Here is a 15,716-nt window from a genome sequence, read left to right as displayed (position 1 = left end):
GTTTTACTTATCTCTTTGATATGTTATGCCTAAAGATATCGGTTTTGATGGTGCTAATCTATTGAAATAGAGCGGATAAAAGCAAAAGCATACCAAGCCCGAGTATGCATATTGTTCAATAGAGTTCAGCACCGCATGTTGTCATAACCAATTGAATATAATTGACATTTTATCGACACCGGATTAAAAAACGTTGGTAAATATGATGGTAAAAATAAACAACATTTTCTCTAGACCAGAAATAACAGGAGATACAGATGAAGTTCGAGTCCAGTCAGAGGAGCCAATTTAGAAAATCCCGCTTAAAGAAATTTAAGCGGGATTTTTGCTTTTATCGTTTTATTCAATGCGTTCCACCTGAGAATCGTTCCCGATGCATTTTCAGTTTACCCTCCGCATCGGGAGCATTTGGTGGTCAGATTTGGGGTCAAGTTAGTTCGATGACGGCGTGACCCCAAAATGGAATGATCACATCAGCATGGAGAGCCCCTTTCATCAACAGCATGAAAGAGTGCTACCGCCTGAAAATAAATAATACAGCAGCGTTCTCCCCCGTAATATTAATGGCCGTATTTAAAATTAAAACCTAATGCGTCCCCCGTGGTGTCGTATTCGCGGAAGTTGTAGATCAGAGGCTTCCATTTTGACGAATCAACAACACCATTCGCTCCTAATAGCTCGCTATCTACCCAGACATTAACAATATCCAGTTCGACGAGAATAAAACGCCCTTTGTCCGTCGTGCTGATAGTTTTACATTCCGCCTGAATAGGACATTCAATCACCCGAGGCGGCGCAATATCGCTAGAGGCTTCAGTATGAAGGTCGACTTTGGAGAATTTATCATGGCAGACCTGGACACCCCATTTAATTTGACCTTCAGATAGCACATCGCTCCCGGTTAATTTTCCCAGTTCTTCAACCTTCTCCCACAGTTTGTAATCAGGAATATTGATGACAACATCGGAACCAGATAATAAATTACTGCAGGTCTTACTTCCTTTAGTGACACCGATAATAATTTTATCGCCGAGAGAAATTGACGACGATACAGAAGCAATATTGATATTTCCGTTGTTATTATCCGTCGTCGTAACAAGAAAAACAGGGAAGCCATAATAAAACGAACTGAGTTTTACCTTCTTTTTCATTTGATTTCGAACCTCATCATCGAGTAGCGTTATATTTTTCACTTTTACTCCTTTGATTTATCTTTAACAATAACCCTAATTGAGTACCAATAAGGATGTTTTTTAGAATCAACATCACTAATAAGGGGAACATCAAAAAAAATAACTTAATGTAACTATTCCTTGATGTTAGTTTTTATCTCCACCAGTGAGATGAGATAAATAACCAAATAGGGAAGTATTGCCCCTGATAATATGGATTTTCTGCAAAATGTTGCGGTACTGTAAGAATTAATTAGCAGAAAACAATTCACAAACACAAAAAGAGGTATATGATATACATCATATCATTCTTTCCTTCCCACCCATCATGGGACTGGGTAAAACATGAGGTTTAAACATGGAACGAATTGTCATACCCGCGAATTATATTCACACTCGTACAACGCCTTTTTGGACAAAGGAAACGGCACCAGCATCTATCTGGAAACGCCATTTGGATGCCGGAACACGACAAGGTGTTTACCCACGTTTGTGCGTGATGCAAGGGACAATCCGTTATTATGGTTACGCCAATGAGACCAGTCCTGATCCCGTCGAAACACTGACTATTGAAGCCGGACAATTTGGCGTATTCCCGCCAGAAAAATGGCACAGAATAGAAGCGTTATCTGATGATACGCTATTCAACGTAGATTTTTATGTCGATCCAAAAATTCTGATAGAAGGTTGAGGTAAGCATAATGACAAGTGAAAACAAAGGGTATTCATTAACACTGTTGAACCGAGACAATAAGGAAAAGGCAGAGAAAGTCTATCTCAAGCCGATGGCGTTTTATGTGCCTGATTTCGCCACAAGTGCAGTGGTTGAATTACTCAATGAATTGTCATCAACCAGAGAAAATAAAAAAGGTTTTTTGCTAACGGTCACAAATAATAATAACGGCGTATCCGTCGATAAAGCGCTCTCTACGGTTGATGAATTAAAAGACAAGACAGTTTCGGCTGAAGCGGTAAAAGATCTCGTTAATATCGTACGCGGTTACGATGCAGATGAAGAGACTAACGTCTGCGGCTGGTAAAGCAATATAGTTTCATCACTATTCAAGCTGCCCCTGTATCGATTTTCCCGCAGTTCGAATGATTTAAGCGCTACCTTTAGTACCCGCTCTCATTAAAACAGGCGCTGGATGTCTTTTGACTTACCAAGCGCCCCTGTGTCCCTCCCCTTCGATTGTTCCAAATAACCATATTAGCATTAGTTGATTATCTCATTCAGTACGTGAAACCTATCTATAGCGGTTCGTCTAACACAATCACCCCACTTTGGAGAAATAGAACATGCAAATTAATAATTATCATGATTATTATTAGCGTAGATAAACTAAGAATAGAAAGAAAATAGATTTTCAAACCCTATAGGGCGTTATGAAAATAACCATAAATACTTAAACATTTTTTATAAAATGCCGATTTATTATTAAATCACGCGGTCTGCCTGCGTTTATGGCTACAGCACACAGCGTCGTATTCCGCGTGATCGGTTAGAAAAAATAAAAAGACTGTGGTCGCAGATGAAAATACATGGAGTTTTTCAAATGGAATCAAGCAATATCCTGTTGTCCTCACTGTTCATGACAGCCTTTTTAGCATCAGCAGCGGCTAATGCGGGCCCGAAATTCAATGTCACCTTTAAGAATCTTGGCGCATCCAGTGCTCCGGATGCCATTTTTTCGCCAACAACGACAGCAGAAATTTTTTCACAGGCGAATGCGTCACCTACACCGAGTGAATTCGTCAAGTCTGGGAATTCAAATCAATATACGATCTCCAATCCAATCAGTGACGTTGGTTCAATGCATGTTCGTTACAAAGTTGGAGCCAAAGTTTGCCAGTTTGATATGACGTATACTGTGAAATATGTGTTGGGAAATAAAATCCCCCAATGGACTAAGAGCACCACGCCTAGCAACGGCGCACGCTGTGACTTAAGAGTAACGTATGCCAACGTCAATACTCACGACTCAGATGTAGAAATTACCATGAGATAACACCCGTACTGAAAAATCGCTGAGCAACCACTCAGGCATTTTTTATGAATAGGGATAAGCAGCATGAGTCGTTACTTATCCCTGAATCACAACGAGTGAGAAGAACGAATGATTAACTTCAATGGCCTTTCAAAAAGTACGGTGGCAGATGCACAGTCCACCAATGACAGTCGCTCGATAAAAAAGCAGGAAAACGTATCCGAAAACACACAGCCTGCATCTACGGCGTCTGATGGTTATTCAAATAAAAAGAATAGCGGCATTACAACGCTGGCAAAACAGCTCAGCGACGCCGCCGTCAGGGCCGAAGCCAGAGATGCAACAAGCGATCGCAATGCATTGGCAGCCAAAGCCAAAAGTACACATGATGAAATTCTCGGTGTGAATTACGCTAACAACAGAAAAACTCACGATGCGGAAGTCCCCGATAGTGATGACCCCGAGCGGTTAGCCAGAGCAAAACAAGCAACAGCCTATAACAACGGTCAAGGAAGTAATCCCTTCAAAGGCCTGTCTCGTGAACAGCTGGCGCTGATTACCTATGACGATAGCGGAACCTTTACGGTGAATGAGCGGCGTGCGGCCTGGAGCGAGGCTTATGACCAGGAACAAGTGTGGCGCACGATGGCCATAGCACAAAGCAAACTGGAGTGGAGTCGCGGTGAGTTTAAACAAACCGAATTTTTCAAAATGGTGTTAGAGCACCATGAGGGTCTGCCATTAATTGAACAAGCGCAGGCACCGGAAGGCTATGTACCACGTCTGAAGTACCTGATAGAGATGGACTTCAACTTTATGACTGGGGAATCAGGCAAAGATGCCGATCCGTTCAACCGCCTGTTTGAACTTCTCTCCCTCACCAAACTTCATTTAAAAGATGGCAAACTCACGTTGGATGAAACCAAAGGTGCCTGATAAGCAGATGATGACCTCTGCCTAGGGCATTTATGGTTGTGCTGCGATGACCTCAAAAGCGCGGGTTTGATCTTTTTCTCGCGTGACTTTATTGGCGTACATTGCAGCATCAGCCCGTCGAATCACGTCATCAGGCTCCCCTTCCATTCTGCTATTACCATCACATTGGTCGGTGGAATTGACAACATTGAGCACATTGAGCACTGTTCTACGCGGCTACGGTTTAGCCTTTATGACAATAGTCAGGTGAACCAGCGCGAGCTGGAGAAAGTGCCGGGCGTGTTGGGCGTTCGGGTCAACGTACAGTGCCAGGTGATCATCGGCAGCGAAGTGATGCGGGTGTACGACGCGGTGCAGGACCTCGCCGCAGGCCGCAAAGAAACGGGCCGCACCGTGCCAGCAAAAACCAACCGCACGGCTTTTGTCATCGATTTTATCATCAGCGTATTTCAGCCGCTGGTTCCTGCGATTGCTGGCGGCGGTGTGCTCAAGTCACTGCTATTGCTGCTGGACCTGCTCGGCTGGCTGACTAAAGACAGTTCAACCTACAAAGTGCTGGATAACATCGGTTCCGCACCACTCTATTTCCTGCCGATTCTGGTAGGGATCACCACCGCGATGAAGTTGAAAGTCAATGTGCTGGTCGCCGTTTCCGCCGTCTCAGTCATGGTGCTGCCTGCCATGTCTAAACAGCTAGCGGAAGGCGCGGAATTTCTCTCTCTCGACCTGAAAAACGTCGCTTACGCCTCGCAGGTTTTCCCGGCGATTCTGTGCGTCATTTTTTATGCGCAAACCGAAAAGCTCTTCAATCGCTACTCGCCGAGCGCGCTGCGTATTTTCCTGTCACCGATGCTGTCGCTGTTGGTCACCGTTCCCGTCACGCTGTTGGTACTTGGCCCGCTCGGTTATGAACTCGGTGCAGGGCTGGCTAGCGTGATCCTCTGGCTGTACAGCAAACTGGGCTTTGTGGCGACAGGCTTACTCGCCGCTGCGCTGCCCTTCATGGTGGCATCGGGGATGCATAAGCCGATGCTGCCCTATGCCGTGTCCTCCATGAGCCAGTTCGGCATCACCGAACCCGCGCTGTACGGGATTACGCTGCTGAATAAAAAGGCGCTCTACAGCGTGCTGGCAGGTAGTCTGGTCGGCGGCGAGTTTATCGGCTGGATGGCGATCGAAGCCTTCGCGCTGGTTGGCCCCGGCCTGGCCAGTATCTCCATGTTTGTTTCGATCGCTACAAGAATCTGGTGCGCTACTGGCTGACCTTTAATGAGATCGACAGTATTCATCGCCATCCGTTTACTACGGCGGGGATCCGTGAAGAGAAAAGCGCCCTGGGACAGGCCAAACAGGATATTTATCAGGGACTGCACCACCAGTTTGTTGCGTCAGCCATCGTCACCCGCGACTGCCACGAAAAAATCCCAGGCAGCCAGGTCGGCTGCATGCTGACCAAACTGACGACTTATCCGCACTCTTGCCGCCCGGAAGACGTCGAAGCCGCGCTGAAAAAGAACCTCGAAAACTACTTTTATGCCGATGTACAGGTGTTCGGTGAATATCCGCCGCTCATCAAGCGCGACCTTGAGCGACGCGGCATCCACCTCACCATGAAGCCCGACGATTTGGCTCTTCTCAAGCAACACACCGTGGATTTTGTGTCGTTCAGCTATTACATGTCGCTCACCGAATCCACACAGCCAGATGCCGAAAGAATACCGGGGAATACCGTTCTGGGCGTGAAAAACCCGTATCTACCAGCCTCGGATTGGGGATGGCAGATCGACCCTATCGGGCTGAAAATCTCCCTGCTGGAGCTTTACGACCGCTACCAGAAGCCGCTATTTATTGTCGAAAACGGTCTGGGGGCAAAAGACGTTGTCGAGAACGGGAAAATCCACGATCCTTATCGCGTTGACTACTTTCGTTCACATTTCGAGCAAATGCGTGAAGCGATTGGCGAAGGTGTTGAACTGATGGGTTTCACCAGTTGGGGCGCGATTGACATCATCAGTGCGGGCACCTCACAGATGTCCAAACGCTATGGCTTTATCTATGTCGATCAGGATGACGAAGGCCACGGCTCGCTGGCGCGGCTGAGGAAGGATTCGTTCTACTGGTATCAGAAGGTCATCGCGACGAATGGCGCCGACCTCTCCTGACAGGCAGACGCTTGCCGCAGGCCGTGTGAGCAACGACAGGGGACCGTTGTCATGGGAAGCAACGTGATTGAAAAAACCGTGTGATGGGAAAAAAACGTGATTAAAGTGAAAAAAGCTATGTTGACCGTCATCACGATAACAGCGCGCAAGCACTAATGAGATTGCAAACAAGAGTGATTATCATATATAGTTTTTGTCACCTGCCGAAAATATCTCCTTATTTTATTCATTTACGCATCACATTCACTCTGGAGAAGATAATAACATGTCAAAAACGCTGTCTGTTCTGCGCAAAAAAGCGCGCCTGCTGACGCTGGCTTCATCACTGATGGTGGCCTACGCCCTGCCTGCTGCCGCAGATGACTCACTGACCCTCTACACCACGCGTGAGCCAGGCCTGATTCAGCCGCTGCTGGATGCATTCACCAAAGAGACGTCGGTTAAAGTCAATACCGTGTTCATCAAGGACGGTATGCTGGAACGAGTGAAGGCAGAAGGCCAGAACTCTCCGGCTGACCTGCTGATGACCGTTGATGCCGGTAACCTGATCGATCTGGTAGACGCCGGTGTCACACAGCCGATTCAGTCCAGCACGCTAACCGAGGTCATCCCGGCTGCGCTGCGCGATAAAGACAATCAATGGTTTGGCCTGTCGATGCGTTCACGCGTGCTCTACGCGGAAAAATCCCTGCCGCTGACCGGCATTACTTACGAAAATCTGGCCGATCCAAAATGGAAAGGCAAAGTGTGTATCCGAGCGGGTCAACACCCTTACAATACCGCACTGGTTGCCGCGATGATTGCCCACCACGGTGAAGCCAAAACCGAAACCTGGCTGCGCGGCGTGAAAGACAATCTGGCGCGTAAAGCCACCGGTGGTGACCGCGACGTTGCGCGCGATATCCTCGGCGGCATCTGCGATGTGGGTCTGGCGAACTCTTATTATGTCGGCCACATGAAGAATGCCAAAGAAGGCACCGACGCCCGTAAATGGGGCGATGCCATCAAGGTGGTTCAGCCTACCTTTGAAAACGGCGGCACACACGTCAATATCAGCGGTGCAGCCGTTGCACGCCACGCTCCGCATAAAGATCAAGCCGTGAAATTGATGGAATATCTGGTCTCCGCTCCAGCTCAGCAGATCTACGCACAGGCAAACTATGAATATCCAGTTCGCAAAGGCGTCACGCTGGATTCCACCATTGGCAGCACGATTGGTGAAGTTACTGTGGATAGCATTCCGCTGACCGACATCGTTAAATTCCGTAAACAGGCCAGTCAGTTGGTAGATAAAGTTGGATTCGATCAATAAGACCGGTTCGTCAACGATGCGCGGCGCCTTCGGGCGACCGCGCCTCTTTTTTTCTCCGCTTCGCATCGCTGTCGTCATCATTGCTCTCGGTGTTCTGGCCCCGCTGGTTTCCCTGCTTTGGCTAGCGGCTGGCGCGGGTGTTGGCCATTGGGATCACCTGATGCGCTACGTGCTGCCCGATGCCGCGCTCAATACGTTGATTCTGCTCGTCGGCGTCGGCGCGCTCGTCATGGTGATTGGCGCAGGTTGCGCCTGGCTGGTGACCGCGTTTGATTTCCCAGGCAGGCAATTCGTTAGCTGGGCGCTGCTGCTGCCGCTGGCGATGCCAACCTACATTGTCGCGTTTGCCTGGCTCGATCTACTGCATCCCATTGGGCCGATTCAGGAAGCGATCCGCAGTGTGCTGGGCTACGACAGCCCGCGTCAGTTCCGCTTGCCGGATCTGCGCTCCATGACGGGCGCGATTTTGCTGCTCGGGCTGGTGCTCTATCCGTACGTTTATCTAACCATGCGCGCGATGTTTATCAGTCAGCCAGCACACTTGCTGGAAGCCGCACGCACGCTAGGATTGAGCGCAACGGGCACTTTCCTGCACGTCGCCCTGCCGATGGCGCGCCCTGCGTTGGCCGTCGGCACCAGTCTGGCCTTGCTGGAAACGCTGAATGATATTGGTGCCTCCGAATTCCTTGGGGTGAATACGCTGACCGTGACGGTTTACACTACTTGGGTCACCCGTTCGGATTTACCGGCAGCGGCACAAATTGCCTGCACCATGCTGATGGTGGTCATCCTGCTACTGACGCTGGAATATTACGGCCGGAAAAACCAGCGCTACGGCACCAGCCGACAGATGCGCGGCATCGTGCCCGCGCCGTTGAAAGGCGTTCGCGCCTGGCTGGCAACCTGCGCGACGGCATTACCGATCCTGCTTGGCTTTATCGCCCCAGCCCTCTTTCTGGCCTGGGAAAGCGCCAAACGGCTGGGTGATAGCGTGACGATATCCGCCGGGCTGATACAGTCGTTACAGAACTCGCTTCTGCTGGCCGTTGGCGTCACGCTGGTCGTGACGTTCGTCAGCCTGATTATTGCGTGGTATGCCCGTCATTCGGCCATCACCGACCGATCACCGGAACGTCGCCGCACCCTAATGAGAATCGCGTCGCTGGGCTATGCCGTACCCGGTACAGTGCTGGCAATTGGCCTGATGACACCCGGCATGGCAACGGATAATTTCCTCGCGGGATTGATTGGCTATAAAGGATTGCCGCTGCTTTCCGCGGGTATCCTGCTAGTGATCTGCTGCGCGATTCGCTTCATGGCGATGGGTATTGGTGCGCTCGATGCTGGGCTGACACGCATTCCTCCCGTGATGGAGCAGGCGTCGCGACTGCTGGGCGAAAGTGAATTCGTCACGTTTTTCCGCGTACACCTTCCCCTGCTGCGCCCCGCGCTGGTGACCAGTGCGCTGCTGGTGTTTGCCGACGCGATGAAAGAACTCCCCGCCACGCTGCTGCTGCGGCCGGTCAATTTCGAAACGCTGGCGACCGTTCTGTATGCCGAAGCCGCCAGAGGCACCTACGAAGAAGGCGCGATTGCCGCACTGCTGATTGTGCTGGCGGGTACACTGCCCGTTGTGCTGCTGGCGCGCAGCCAGCTAAAAACGTCGGTTGAGAAAGAATGAAAATCATGAGGAAGAGTCAAGGTGTCTGAGGCTACACTCGTTCTGAATAATGTCCACGTCGCCTACGGGCACAAGCATAATCTTCATCACGTGCTGAACGGTTTCTCTATGGAAGTTGCCGCGGGTGAACTGGCTTGCCTACTAGGTGCATCAGGATGCGGTAAAACCACGGCTTTACGCGCAATTGCCGGTTTTGAGCACCTGACTCAGGGAACGATTCACGTCGGCGGACGTTGTGTAGCCGGCCCCGACCTCCATCTGCCGCCGGAACAGCGCAACGTCGGGATGGTATTTCAGGATTATGCGCTGTTTCCCCATCTGACCGCCGCGCAGAATATTGCCTTTGGCCTGAGAAAACAGCCGCAAGGTCTACAGCAATCACGCGTCCGCGCCATGCTTGAGCTAGTCGATCTCGTCTCGCTGGCACAACGCTACCCGCATGAGATGTCCGGCGGACAACAGCAGCGTATCGCGCTGGCGCGGGCGCTGGCTCCGCAACCTGCTGTGCTACTGCTCGACGAACCGCTATCCAGCCTCGATCCCGACAGCCGCAAACGGCTGGGACAGGAGGTGCGCGACATCCTGCGCGACGCCGGACAAACCGCGCTTCTGGTCACACACAGCGAACAGGAAGCCGAGCTAATGGCAAGCCATATTGGCTATTTGAAAGAAGGTAAGCTCGATACTATTTCGATGAACCGAGACGGTTGATTCAGTGGCTCGCCCCTGACAACATGGGAAATAATGAGTATGATTAAATCCTATCGGTAAGCTCAAGGGGTAGGCAATGAGAACAACACAACAGATGAGTATAACGCTACCGAATGAAATGGCTGCTCAGGTGAAAGCCCGAGTTGCCAGCGGTGAATACGCGTCAGAAAGTGAGGTTATTCGGGAAGGACTTCGAGCGCTGATTGCACGCGATAATGCAGTAGAGAGTTGGCTGCAAGAACAAGTCGTTCCCGCCTGGAACGCGCTGCAACGCGGTGAAACAGAAAGCCTCAGCAGTAGCGACATTAGAAATAGATTAAAAGCCGAGTTCAGGAAGATGACCGGAGAAGAGTAATGGACTACAGGGTCATATTCGCACCGGAAGCGGAAGAACAACTGGCAGCACTGTATCGCTACATAGCGAAAGTTGCCTCACCCAAAACAGCACTCAGCTATACCGAAAGCATTGTCAGTTATTGCGAATCGCTTGAGTTATTCCCTGAAAGAGGAAACCAACGCAGCGATATCTTACCAGGGCTGCGTGTTACCAATCATCGTAAAAGAACACTCATTGCTTTTATGGTGGAAAAAGAGAAAAAAAGCGGTAACGGTTCTGGGCATTTGGCATGGCGGTCAGGATTATGAAAGCGACCTGCTGTTAGATGAAACTGATTAAAAGCATCTGGTTAACCCACTATTTTTCCAGAAATGCGTTTCCCCAAATAATAGGGCAGCGACCTACAAGTTATCCATAAGCCACTGCCCATACTTAAGCTCGCTTGCCATTATAGGAACTACCCGTTGCCCTGCTGGTGTTTATCCGCATACTCGGGACTGTTGATCCACTGGTGATCCGCTTCCCAGGTAAAACGCCACTGGCGCGTCGGGCCTGCCATCACATTCAGATAATAACTGTCATAGCCTGCGATAGTGGCGACAGGGTGATAACCACGTGGCACCTGCACCACATCCCTATTGTAGACAGCCATGCATTCATCTAATGACCGGTCATCGGTATAGACGCGTTGCAGGCAAAACCCCTGCTCTGGATTCAAACGATGATAGTAAGTTTCTTCCAGATAGGTTTCGTTCGGCGGGTTATCGACATCGTGCTTGTGGCTGGGATAAGAGCTGGTGCAGCCTTCATCAGTGTACACTTCAACCACCAGCAGGCTATCCGCCTCTTTGTCTTCGGGCAAAATATTATGCACATAGCGCTGATTATTGCCGACTCCACGCTGCTCGGCGTCGATATCTTGCGGCGCAATCAGCCGAGTTGGATGCGTGCCGAACCCCGGTGCGGCACAAACCGCCAGTTCCAGCGCCGTGTGCGCCGTGACCGTCACCGACTCTCCCGCCGTGACATAAACCGCATAGGGTTTTCTGCGCTCAAACGGGCTCATTCTGTCGCCAATGTGCTCGAAGCGCTCGCTCGGCGTGACCACCGTCGCTTTGCCGCTCACCAGCACCAGACAATGTTCGTTATCGCTGGCAGGTAACGAGAGCACCTGTTCTGGTGCCAGTTGATATACATCGAACCCCACGTATCGCCAGCCTGCCGTTTCCGGCGTGATGTGCTGCGTACGGCCCTGTTCGTCAGGGGCACGATGGCGTGATAACAGTCGGGACATCTTTTGCCTCCTTTATCTCCCCCGACTTCACGCTGCCTGCACGTTGGTCTGCTGGCAGCGTGAAGTCGGGGGATATCACCACGAATCAGATCAATTCCGCCTGCTGGGCGAAACGTTGCAAGTTATTGTAGCCCAGTGTCGCGTACGTCAGCGGATGCGCGACAGCCGGATCTTGTTCCGCTTCGACCACCAGCCATCCGCTGTAGTTATGGGCTTTCAGGATGCTGAACACCGCCGGATAATCGACACAACCATCGCCCGGCACGGTAAAGACGCCACTCAGCACCGCGTCCAGAAAACTGGTCTTGCGGTTTTTCACGTCTTTCAGCACATCGGCGCGAATATCTTTGCAATGAACGTGATTAATGCGGTTAATCCAACGCTTCGCCACTGCAACCGGATCGGCACCCGCGAACGTAAAGTGTCCCGTATCCAGCAGCAGCCCGACTTCCGGCCCGGTATGTTCCATCAGATTATCCACGTCCTGCGCGCTTTCAATCACCGTCCCCATGTGGTGATGATAGGCAATCTGCACGCCCTGACTTTGCGTGTAGCGCGCAAACTCGGTCAGCTTTTTGCCGTATTCCGGCCAGCGATCTTCTGGGAAACGCGGGCGCAGATGGACAGGCTTCTGTTGGTCGCCGTGAATCGCCCCCGTTACTTCGGCGAACACCAGCACCGTCGCACCGAGGTCGCGCAGCAACGCCAGATGCCCCTGCACGGCTTCAATCTCTTCTTCTACTGAACGGGTGAGCAGTTCGCCGGAATACCAGCCGGAGACTAAGCGCAGATCGTGCGCTTGCAGAATAGGCCCCAGCACGCTGGCCTGACGTGGGAATTTATTACCTAATTCAAAACCGGCGAAGCCGGCCTGCCGGCCTTCACTCAGGCAGGTTTCCAGCGGCGTTTCCGCGCCCAGAGAAGGCAAATCGTCATTGGTCCAGGTGAGTGGATTAATACCAAGTTGAACAGTCATGTTATGTCCCTTTATTGAAATAAATAAAACGGGTTAACCGCGCTGCCGCCAGACGGCGATCAGTTGCAGGTAGTTATGCTTAACTTGCTCAATCAATTCGGCGTCATCGATCTCGTTACGCAGCCACTTTTGCGCTGGCTGGGCAAACAGAGTGCGACCGACGGCAAAGCCTTTCACAATCGGGAAACCGACGGCGGCGCTGAAGCCCTGTTGCAGCGTTTCCAGCGGCGCATCCAGCCCCAGAATGACCACGCCCCGACAGTAGGGATCGCGTTCTGCCAGCAGCGGCGTAAGCTGTTCCCAGCCGGCGGCAGACAGCGGCGGCAGTTTCCACCAGTCTGGCCGTACGCCGAGGTTGTAGAAGCGTTGAATCGCACGCAGATAAAGCGCATCGCTGTGTGGCATTCCCGCCGGCAGAATGACTTCGAGCAGCAGTTCATGACCGGACTGGCGGCAGGCCTGATAGACTTCCATCACCTTCATTTCCTGCTCGCGCCGCAGCGCATGGGCATCTTCCGGGTGAAAGAACACCAGACATTTCACCACGTGCTCCAGCGGCCAACTCACCAGTTGCGAACCAATATTGCCGCGCTCCATCATTAACGGGCGCGATCCCGGTAGCTCAATCGGTCGGCCAATCCACCAGCCCTTTCCTGTGATGTCGTTCAGCGCATCCTGCCCGAACGTGCCGTCGCACAGCAGACCCGCTTTGCCCTCCAGCCCGGCCTGCTGCGCCGCAGCATAGCTGGCACGCAGAATCAGTTTCTTTAGCGCCGGAATACGACTGATTTTAGTGCCGCAGTTCAGCGCCATGTCTTCCAGTTGGCTGCGATGATCGAACGCGATCACGCACAGCTCGTGCCACTGTTTACGACGCGTCGTGACGCGGTGCAGATGGTTAAGTTCTTCGTCCAAATCGGGACGAGGCACGCTCGCCGCCCGCGCTAAATAGTTATCCAGTTCGATCTTGCTTGGCATAGCTGGCGCACAGCCGTGGCGCGACACCACCAGCGCGCCGCAGGCATTAGCATACGCACAGGCTTTCTCCCAGCCTTCGCCGTTGAGGTAGCCGCGCAGCAGGCCGGACATAAACGCATCACCCGCGCCCAGTACATTCAGCACATCCACGCGTACGCCTTTGATCGTGATGCCTTTATCCAGATGATCGGGGATAGCGTGGCTAAACACCGAGCAGCCCAGCGCCCCACGTTTGCACACCAGCTCCGCCTGCGTGTGCTGCCGCACCGTGCGCAACGCCTGCAAGGTATCCGTGCTGCCGCCCGCAATGTGGAACTCCTCTTCGGTGCCGACAATCACGTCGAACAGTGACAGTACCTGCTGCAACTGCTCGGTGACCGCCTGCGCTTCAACAAAGCGGGTTTCGCCATCACCCAATGATGTCAGCCCCCACAGCACCGGACGGTAGTCAATATCCAGCACCGTTTTCACCCCGTTGCGCCGCGCGTATTGCAGCGCCGTCAACACCGCTTCACGCGTATTAGGGTGCGAGAGATGTGTGCCGGTGATCGCCAGACAGCGTGACGAGGCAATGTAGTCTTCGGTGAAATCCTCCGGCGAAATCGCCATATCGGCGCAGTTATCGCGGTAGAAAATCAGCGGAAAGGTATCGCGATCTTTGATGCCCAACAGCACCAGCGCCGTCAGACGTTCCTTATCGGTAATCAAATGGCTGGTGTCGCAGCCAACCTGATTCAGCTCTTCACGCAGAAACCGCCCCATATGCTCATCGCCCACCCGCGCCAGCATAGAAGAACGTAGCCCCTGTCGCGCCGTGCCGTAAGCTACGTTGCCGGACGACCCGCCCAGATACTTGGCAAAGCTGCCCATATCTTCCAGACGCGCGCCGATTTGCTGCCCGTACAGATCGACAGCAACGCGCCCCATGCAAATCACATCAAACCTCTTTTCCTTACTCATAGCAGCCAATCCTGTAAAAAAAGAAGAAATCACATCAGCTGGCGTATTAGCCCACGTCGTCCACATTCACCCAGCGTGCCGTTTCGTGTGACAGCACGATCGCATCCAGAACTCGCGAGACTTTCCAGCCTTCTTCGAAATCCGGCCACATGGGAACGTCAGCCGCAATACCGTCGATCAGATCGCGTACCTCAACCGTTTTTTGATCGTTAAATCCAATACCGTGTCCGGCGCTGGCGCAAAAAGCCGCATAGTCAGGATGCTGCGGCCCAGTCAGCAGCGTTTTGAATCCCTGCCGGTTCTCCGGTTCGTCATGTCGGTAGAGTTTCAGCTCCGCCATGCGTTCTTGGGTGTAGCTCAGGGTGCCTTTGGTACCGGTCACCACGTAGGTGAGTCCCATTTTGCGGCCGCAGGCGATACGCGAGGTTTCAATCACGCCGCGAGCGCCGCTGGCGAAACGCACCATCGCATGCGCCTGATCTTCATTCTCCACCTGTACTAATTCGCTGCTGCCCGATGCCGTCGGGCGCTGCGCAATCACCGTTTGCAGATCGCCGCAGACGCTGGCGATGTCCCCCACCAGATACTGCGCCATGTTGACGATATGCGCCGCCAGATCCCCCAGCGCCCCCAATCCGGCGGTTTCTTTGAAACAGTGCCAATCCGCGGGTTTGTTCGGATCGGCCAGATAATCCTCGTTGTGCGTACCGTAAAAATGCACCACCTCGCCAATCTCGCCGCTGGCGATAATTTCTTTGGCCAACTGTGAGGTCGGATTCTTCATGTAGTTGAAGCCCACCAGCGTTTTCACGCCCGCCCGCTGTGCGGCATCAACCATTTCTCGGGCATCACGCGCGTTCAGCGCCAGCGGTTTTTCCGAATAAACGTGCTTACCATGCTGGATGGCTGCCATCGCCATCGTCTTATGCAGAAAATTCGGCGCACAGATGTCCACCACATCAATGTCTGGGTCCGCCACCAGCGCACGCCAATCTCCCGTTGAGCGCTGAAAACCGAATTCCTGCGCCCGTTTGGCCGCCAGTTCCGGCGATACCTCCGCCAGCATCGCCTTCACCAGATTGCCTTTCAGCGGGAAGACCGTCGGCGCCTGCGCGTAAGCGATGGCATGCGCACGACCGATATAGCCGGTGCCGATTAACCCAATGCGTACATCTTTCATATCCACCTCGGTGCGAAAAAAGAGTCGGT

The 15,716-nt window shown here is 52.3% G+C and carries 13 protein-coding genes and 3 pseudogenes; 11 read left to right on the top strand and 5 right to left on the bottom strand.

What is annotated here, in order from left to right; genetic code table 11:
* Positions 1–560: 560 nt before the first annotated feature.
* Positions 561–1,151 (bottom strand): flavin reductase family protein, encoded by a 591-nt coding sequence (locus H0247_RS10535; RefSeq protein ID WP_180742525.1) that lies wholly within the window; start codon positions 1,149–1,151, stop codon positions 561–563.
* A gap of 379 nt (positions 1,152–1,530) precedes the next feature.
* On the opposite strand from H0247_RS10535, the gene H0247_RS10530 reads away from it, so the two are divergent.
* From H0247_RS10530 to H0247_RS10480, 11 genes and pseudogenes are all read left to right on the top strand, one after another.
* Entirely contained in the window at positions 1,531–1,863 is a 333-nt protein-coding gene (locus tag H0247_RS10530) for a DUF1971 domain-containing protein (protein WP_180742483.1), read from the top strand.
* Between the two features lie 10 nt (positions 1,864–1,873).
* Positions 1,874–2,212: a DUF1869 domain-containing protein gene (locus H0247_RS10525; protein WP_180742482.1), complete on the top strand. Its 339-nt coding sequence runs from the start codon at positions 1,874–1,876 to the stop codon at positions 2,210–2,212.
* Between the two features lie 516 nt (positions 2,213–2,728).
* Positions 2,729–3,181 (top strand): hypothetical protein, encoded by a 453-nt coding sequence (locus H0247_RS10520; protein ID WP_180742481.1) that lies wholly within the window; start codon positions 2,729–2,731, stop codon positions 3,179–3,181.
* 108 nt (positions 3,182–3,289) lie between these two features.
* A complete protein-coding gene (locus H0247_RS10515; protein ID WP_180742480.1) occupies positions 3,290–4,096 on the top strand; it encodes a hypothetical protein in 807 nt (268 codons plus the stop codon).
* 129 nt (positions 4,097–4,225) lie between these two features.
* A pseudogene (locus H0247_RS10510) lies at positions 4,226–5,326 on the top strand (PTS transporter subunit EIIC); the annotation flags it as partial.
* Positions 5,305–6,258 (top strand): annotated as a pseudogene (locus H0247_RS10505) (family 1 glycosylhydrolase); the annotation flags it as partial. The pseudogenes H0247_RS10510 and H0247_RS10505, both read left to right, overlap by 22 nt.
* 265 nt (positions 6,259–6,523) lie before the next feature.
* Positions 6,524–7,570, top strand: coding sequence for a Fe(3+) ABC transporter substrate-binding protein (locus H0247_RS10500; RefSeq protein WP_180742479.1), 1,047 nt, complete (start codon positions 6,524–6,526; stop codon positions 7,568–7,570).
* The gene (locus H0247_RS10495; protein WP_180742478.1) at positions 7,554–9,251 is read left to right on the top strand and encodes an iron ABC transporter permease; all 1,698 of its coding nucleotides are present in this window, start codon (positions 7,554–7,556) and stop codon (positions 9,249–9,251) included. The genes H0247_RS10500 and H0247_RS10495 overlap by 17 nt, the downstream gene beginning before the upstream one ends.
* Positions 9,252–9,272: 21 nt before the next feature.
* Entirely contained in the window at positions 9,273–9,962 is a 690-nt protein-coding gene (locus H0247_RS10490) for an ABC transporter ATP-binding protein (RefSeq protein WP_180742477.1), read from the top strand.
* A gap of 76 nt (positions 9,963–10,038) precedes the next feature.
* On the top strand, positions 10,039–10,317 hold the full coding sequence (locus H0247_RS10485) for a type II toxin-antitoxin system ParD family antitoxin (protein WP_180742476.1): 279 nt from the start codon (positions 10,039–10,041) through the stop codon (positions 10,315–10,317).
* Positions 10,317–10,638: pseudogene (locus H0247_RS10480) on the top strand (type II toxin-antitoxin system RelE/ParE family toxin). The gene H0247_RS10485 and the pseudogene H0247_RS10480 overlap by 1 nt, the downstream one beginning before the upstream one ends.
* A gap of 118 nt (positions 10,639–10,756) precedes the next feature.
* On the opposite strand, the gene iolB reads toward H0247_RS10480, so the two are convergent.
* The 4 genes from iolB to H0247_RS10460 form a co-directional block, all read right to left on the bottom strand.
* Complete coding sequence (gene iolB, locus H0247_RS10475) at positions 10,757–11,593, bottom strand: 5-deoxy-glucuronate isomerase (RefSeq protein ID WP_180742475.1); 837 nt, start codon at positions 11,591–11,593, stop codon at positions 10,757–10,759.
* An 85-nt stretch (positions 11,594–11,678) separates the two neighbouring features.
* Positions 11,679–12,569 carry a myo-inosose-2 dehydratase gene (gene iolE, locus H0247_RS10470; RefSeq protein WP_180742474.1) on the bottom strand — a complete coding sequence of 297 codons (891 nt, stop codon included), beginning with the start codon at positions 12,567–12,569 and terminating at the stop codon, positions 11,679–11,681.
* Positions 12,570–12,602: 33 nt separating this feature from the next.
* On the bottom strand, positions 12,603–14,507 hold the full coding sequence (gene iolC / locus H0247_RS10465) for a 5-dehydro-2-deoxygluconokinase (protein ID WP_180742473.1): 1,905 nt from the start codon (positions 14,505–14,507) through the stop codon (positions 12,603–12,605).
* A gap of 46 nt (positions 14,508–14,553) precedes the next feature.
* On the bottom strand, positions 14,554–15,687 hold the full coding sequence (locus tag H0247_RS10460) for a Gfo/Idh/MocA family protein (RefSeq protein ID WP_180742472.1): 1,134 nt from the start codon (positions 15,685–15,687) through the stop codon (positions 14,554–14,556).
* Between the last annotated feature and the right edge of the window lie 29 nt (positions 15,688–15,716).

Origin of the sequence: Pectobacterium sp. CFBP8739, assembly GCF_013449375.1 — a bacterium.
Classification (GTDB): domain Bacteria; phylum Pseudomonadota; class Gammaproteobacteria; order Enterobacterales; family Enterobacteriaceae; genus Pectobacterium.
The sequence above is the reverse complement of the archived record's forward strand: the minus strand, read 5'-3'. Positions and strand labels throughout refer to the sequence as shown.

What these genes read in the sequence shown, in the direction of transcription:
- H0247_RS10515 (WP_180742480.1), top strand. Translation starts at nt 3,290, where the DNA reads ATGATTAACTTCAATGGCCTTTCAAAAAGTACGGTGGCAGATGCACAG.
- iolC (WP_180742473.1), bottom strand. Translation starts at nt 14,507, where the DNA reads ATGAGTAAGGAAAAGAGGTTTGATGTGATTTGCATGGGGCGCGTTGCT.
- H0247_RS10485 (WP_180742476.1), top strand. Translation starts at nt 10,039, where the DNA reads ATGAGAACAACACAACAGATGAGTATAACGCTACCGAATGAAATGGCT.
- H0247_RS10460 (WP_180742472.1), bottom strand. Translation starts at nt 15,687, where the DNA reads ATGAAAGATGTACGCATTGGGTTAATCGGCACCGGCTATATCGGTCGT.
- H0247_RS10530 (WP_180742483.1), top strand. Translation starts at nt 1,531, where the DNA reads ATGGAACGAATTGTCATACCCGCGAATTATATTCACACTCGTACAACG.
- H0247_RS10520 (WP_180742481.1), top strand. Translation starts at nt 2,729, where the DNA reads ATGGAATCAAGCAATATCCTGTTGTCCTCACTGTTCATGACAGCCTTT.
- iolE (WP_180742474.1), bottom strand. Translation starts at nt 12,569, where the DNA reads ATGACTGTTCAACTTGGTATTAATCCACTCACCTGGACCAATGACGAT.
- iolB (WP_180742475.1), bottom strand. Translation starts at nt 11,593, where the DNA reads ATGTCCCGACTGTTATCACGCCATCGTGCCCCTGACGAACAGGGCCGT.
- H0247_RS10525 (WP_180742482.1), top strand. Translation starts at nt 1,874, where the DNA reads ATGACAAGTGAAAACAAAGGGTATTCATTAACACTGTTGAACCGAGAC.
- H0247_RS10535 (WP_180742525.1), bottom strand. Translation starts at nt 1,151, where the DNA reads ATGAAAAAGAAGGTAAAACTCAGTTCGTTTTATTATGGCTTCCCTGTT.
- H0247_RS10500 (WP_180742479.1), top strand. Translation starts at nt 6,524, where the DNA reads ATGTCAAAAACGCTGTCTGTTCTGCGCAAAAAAGCGCGCCTGCTGACG.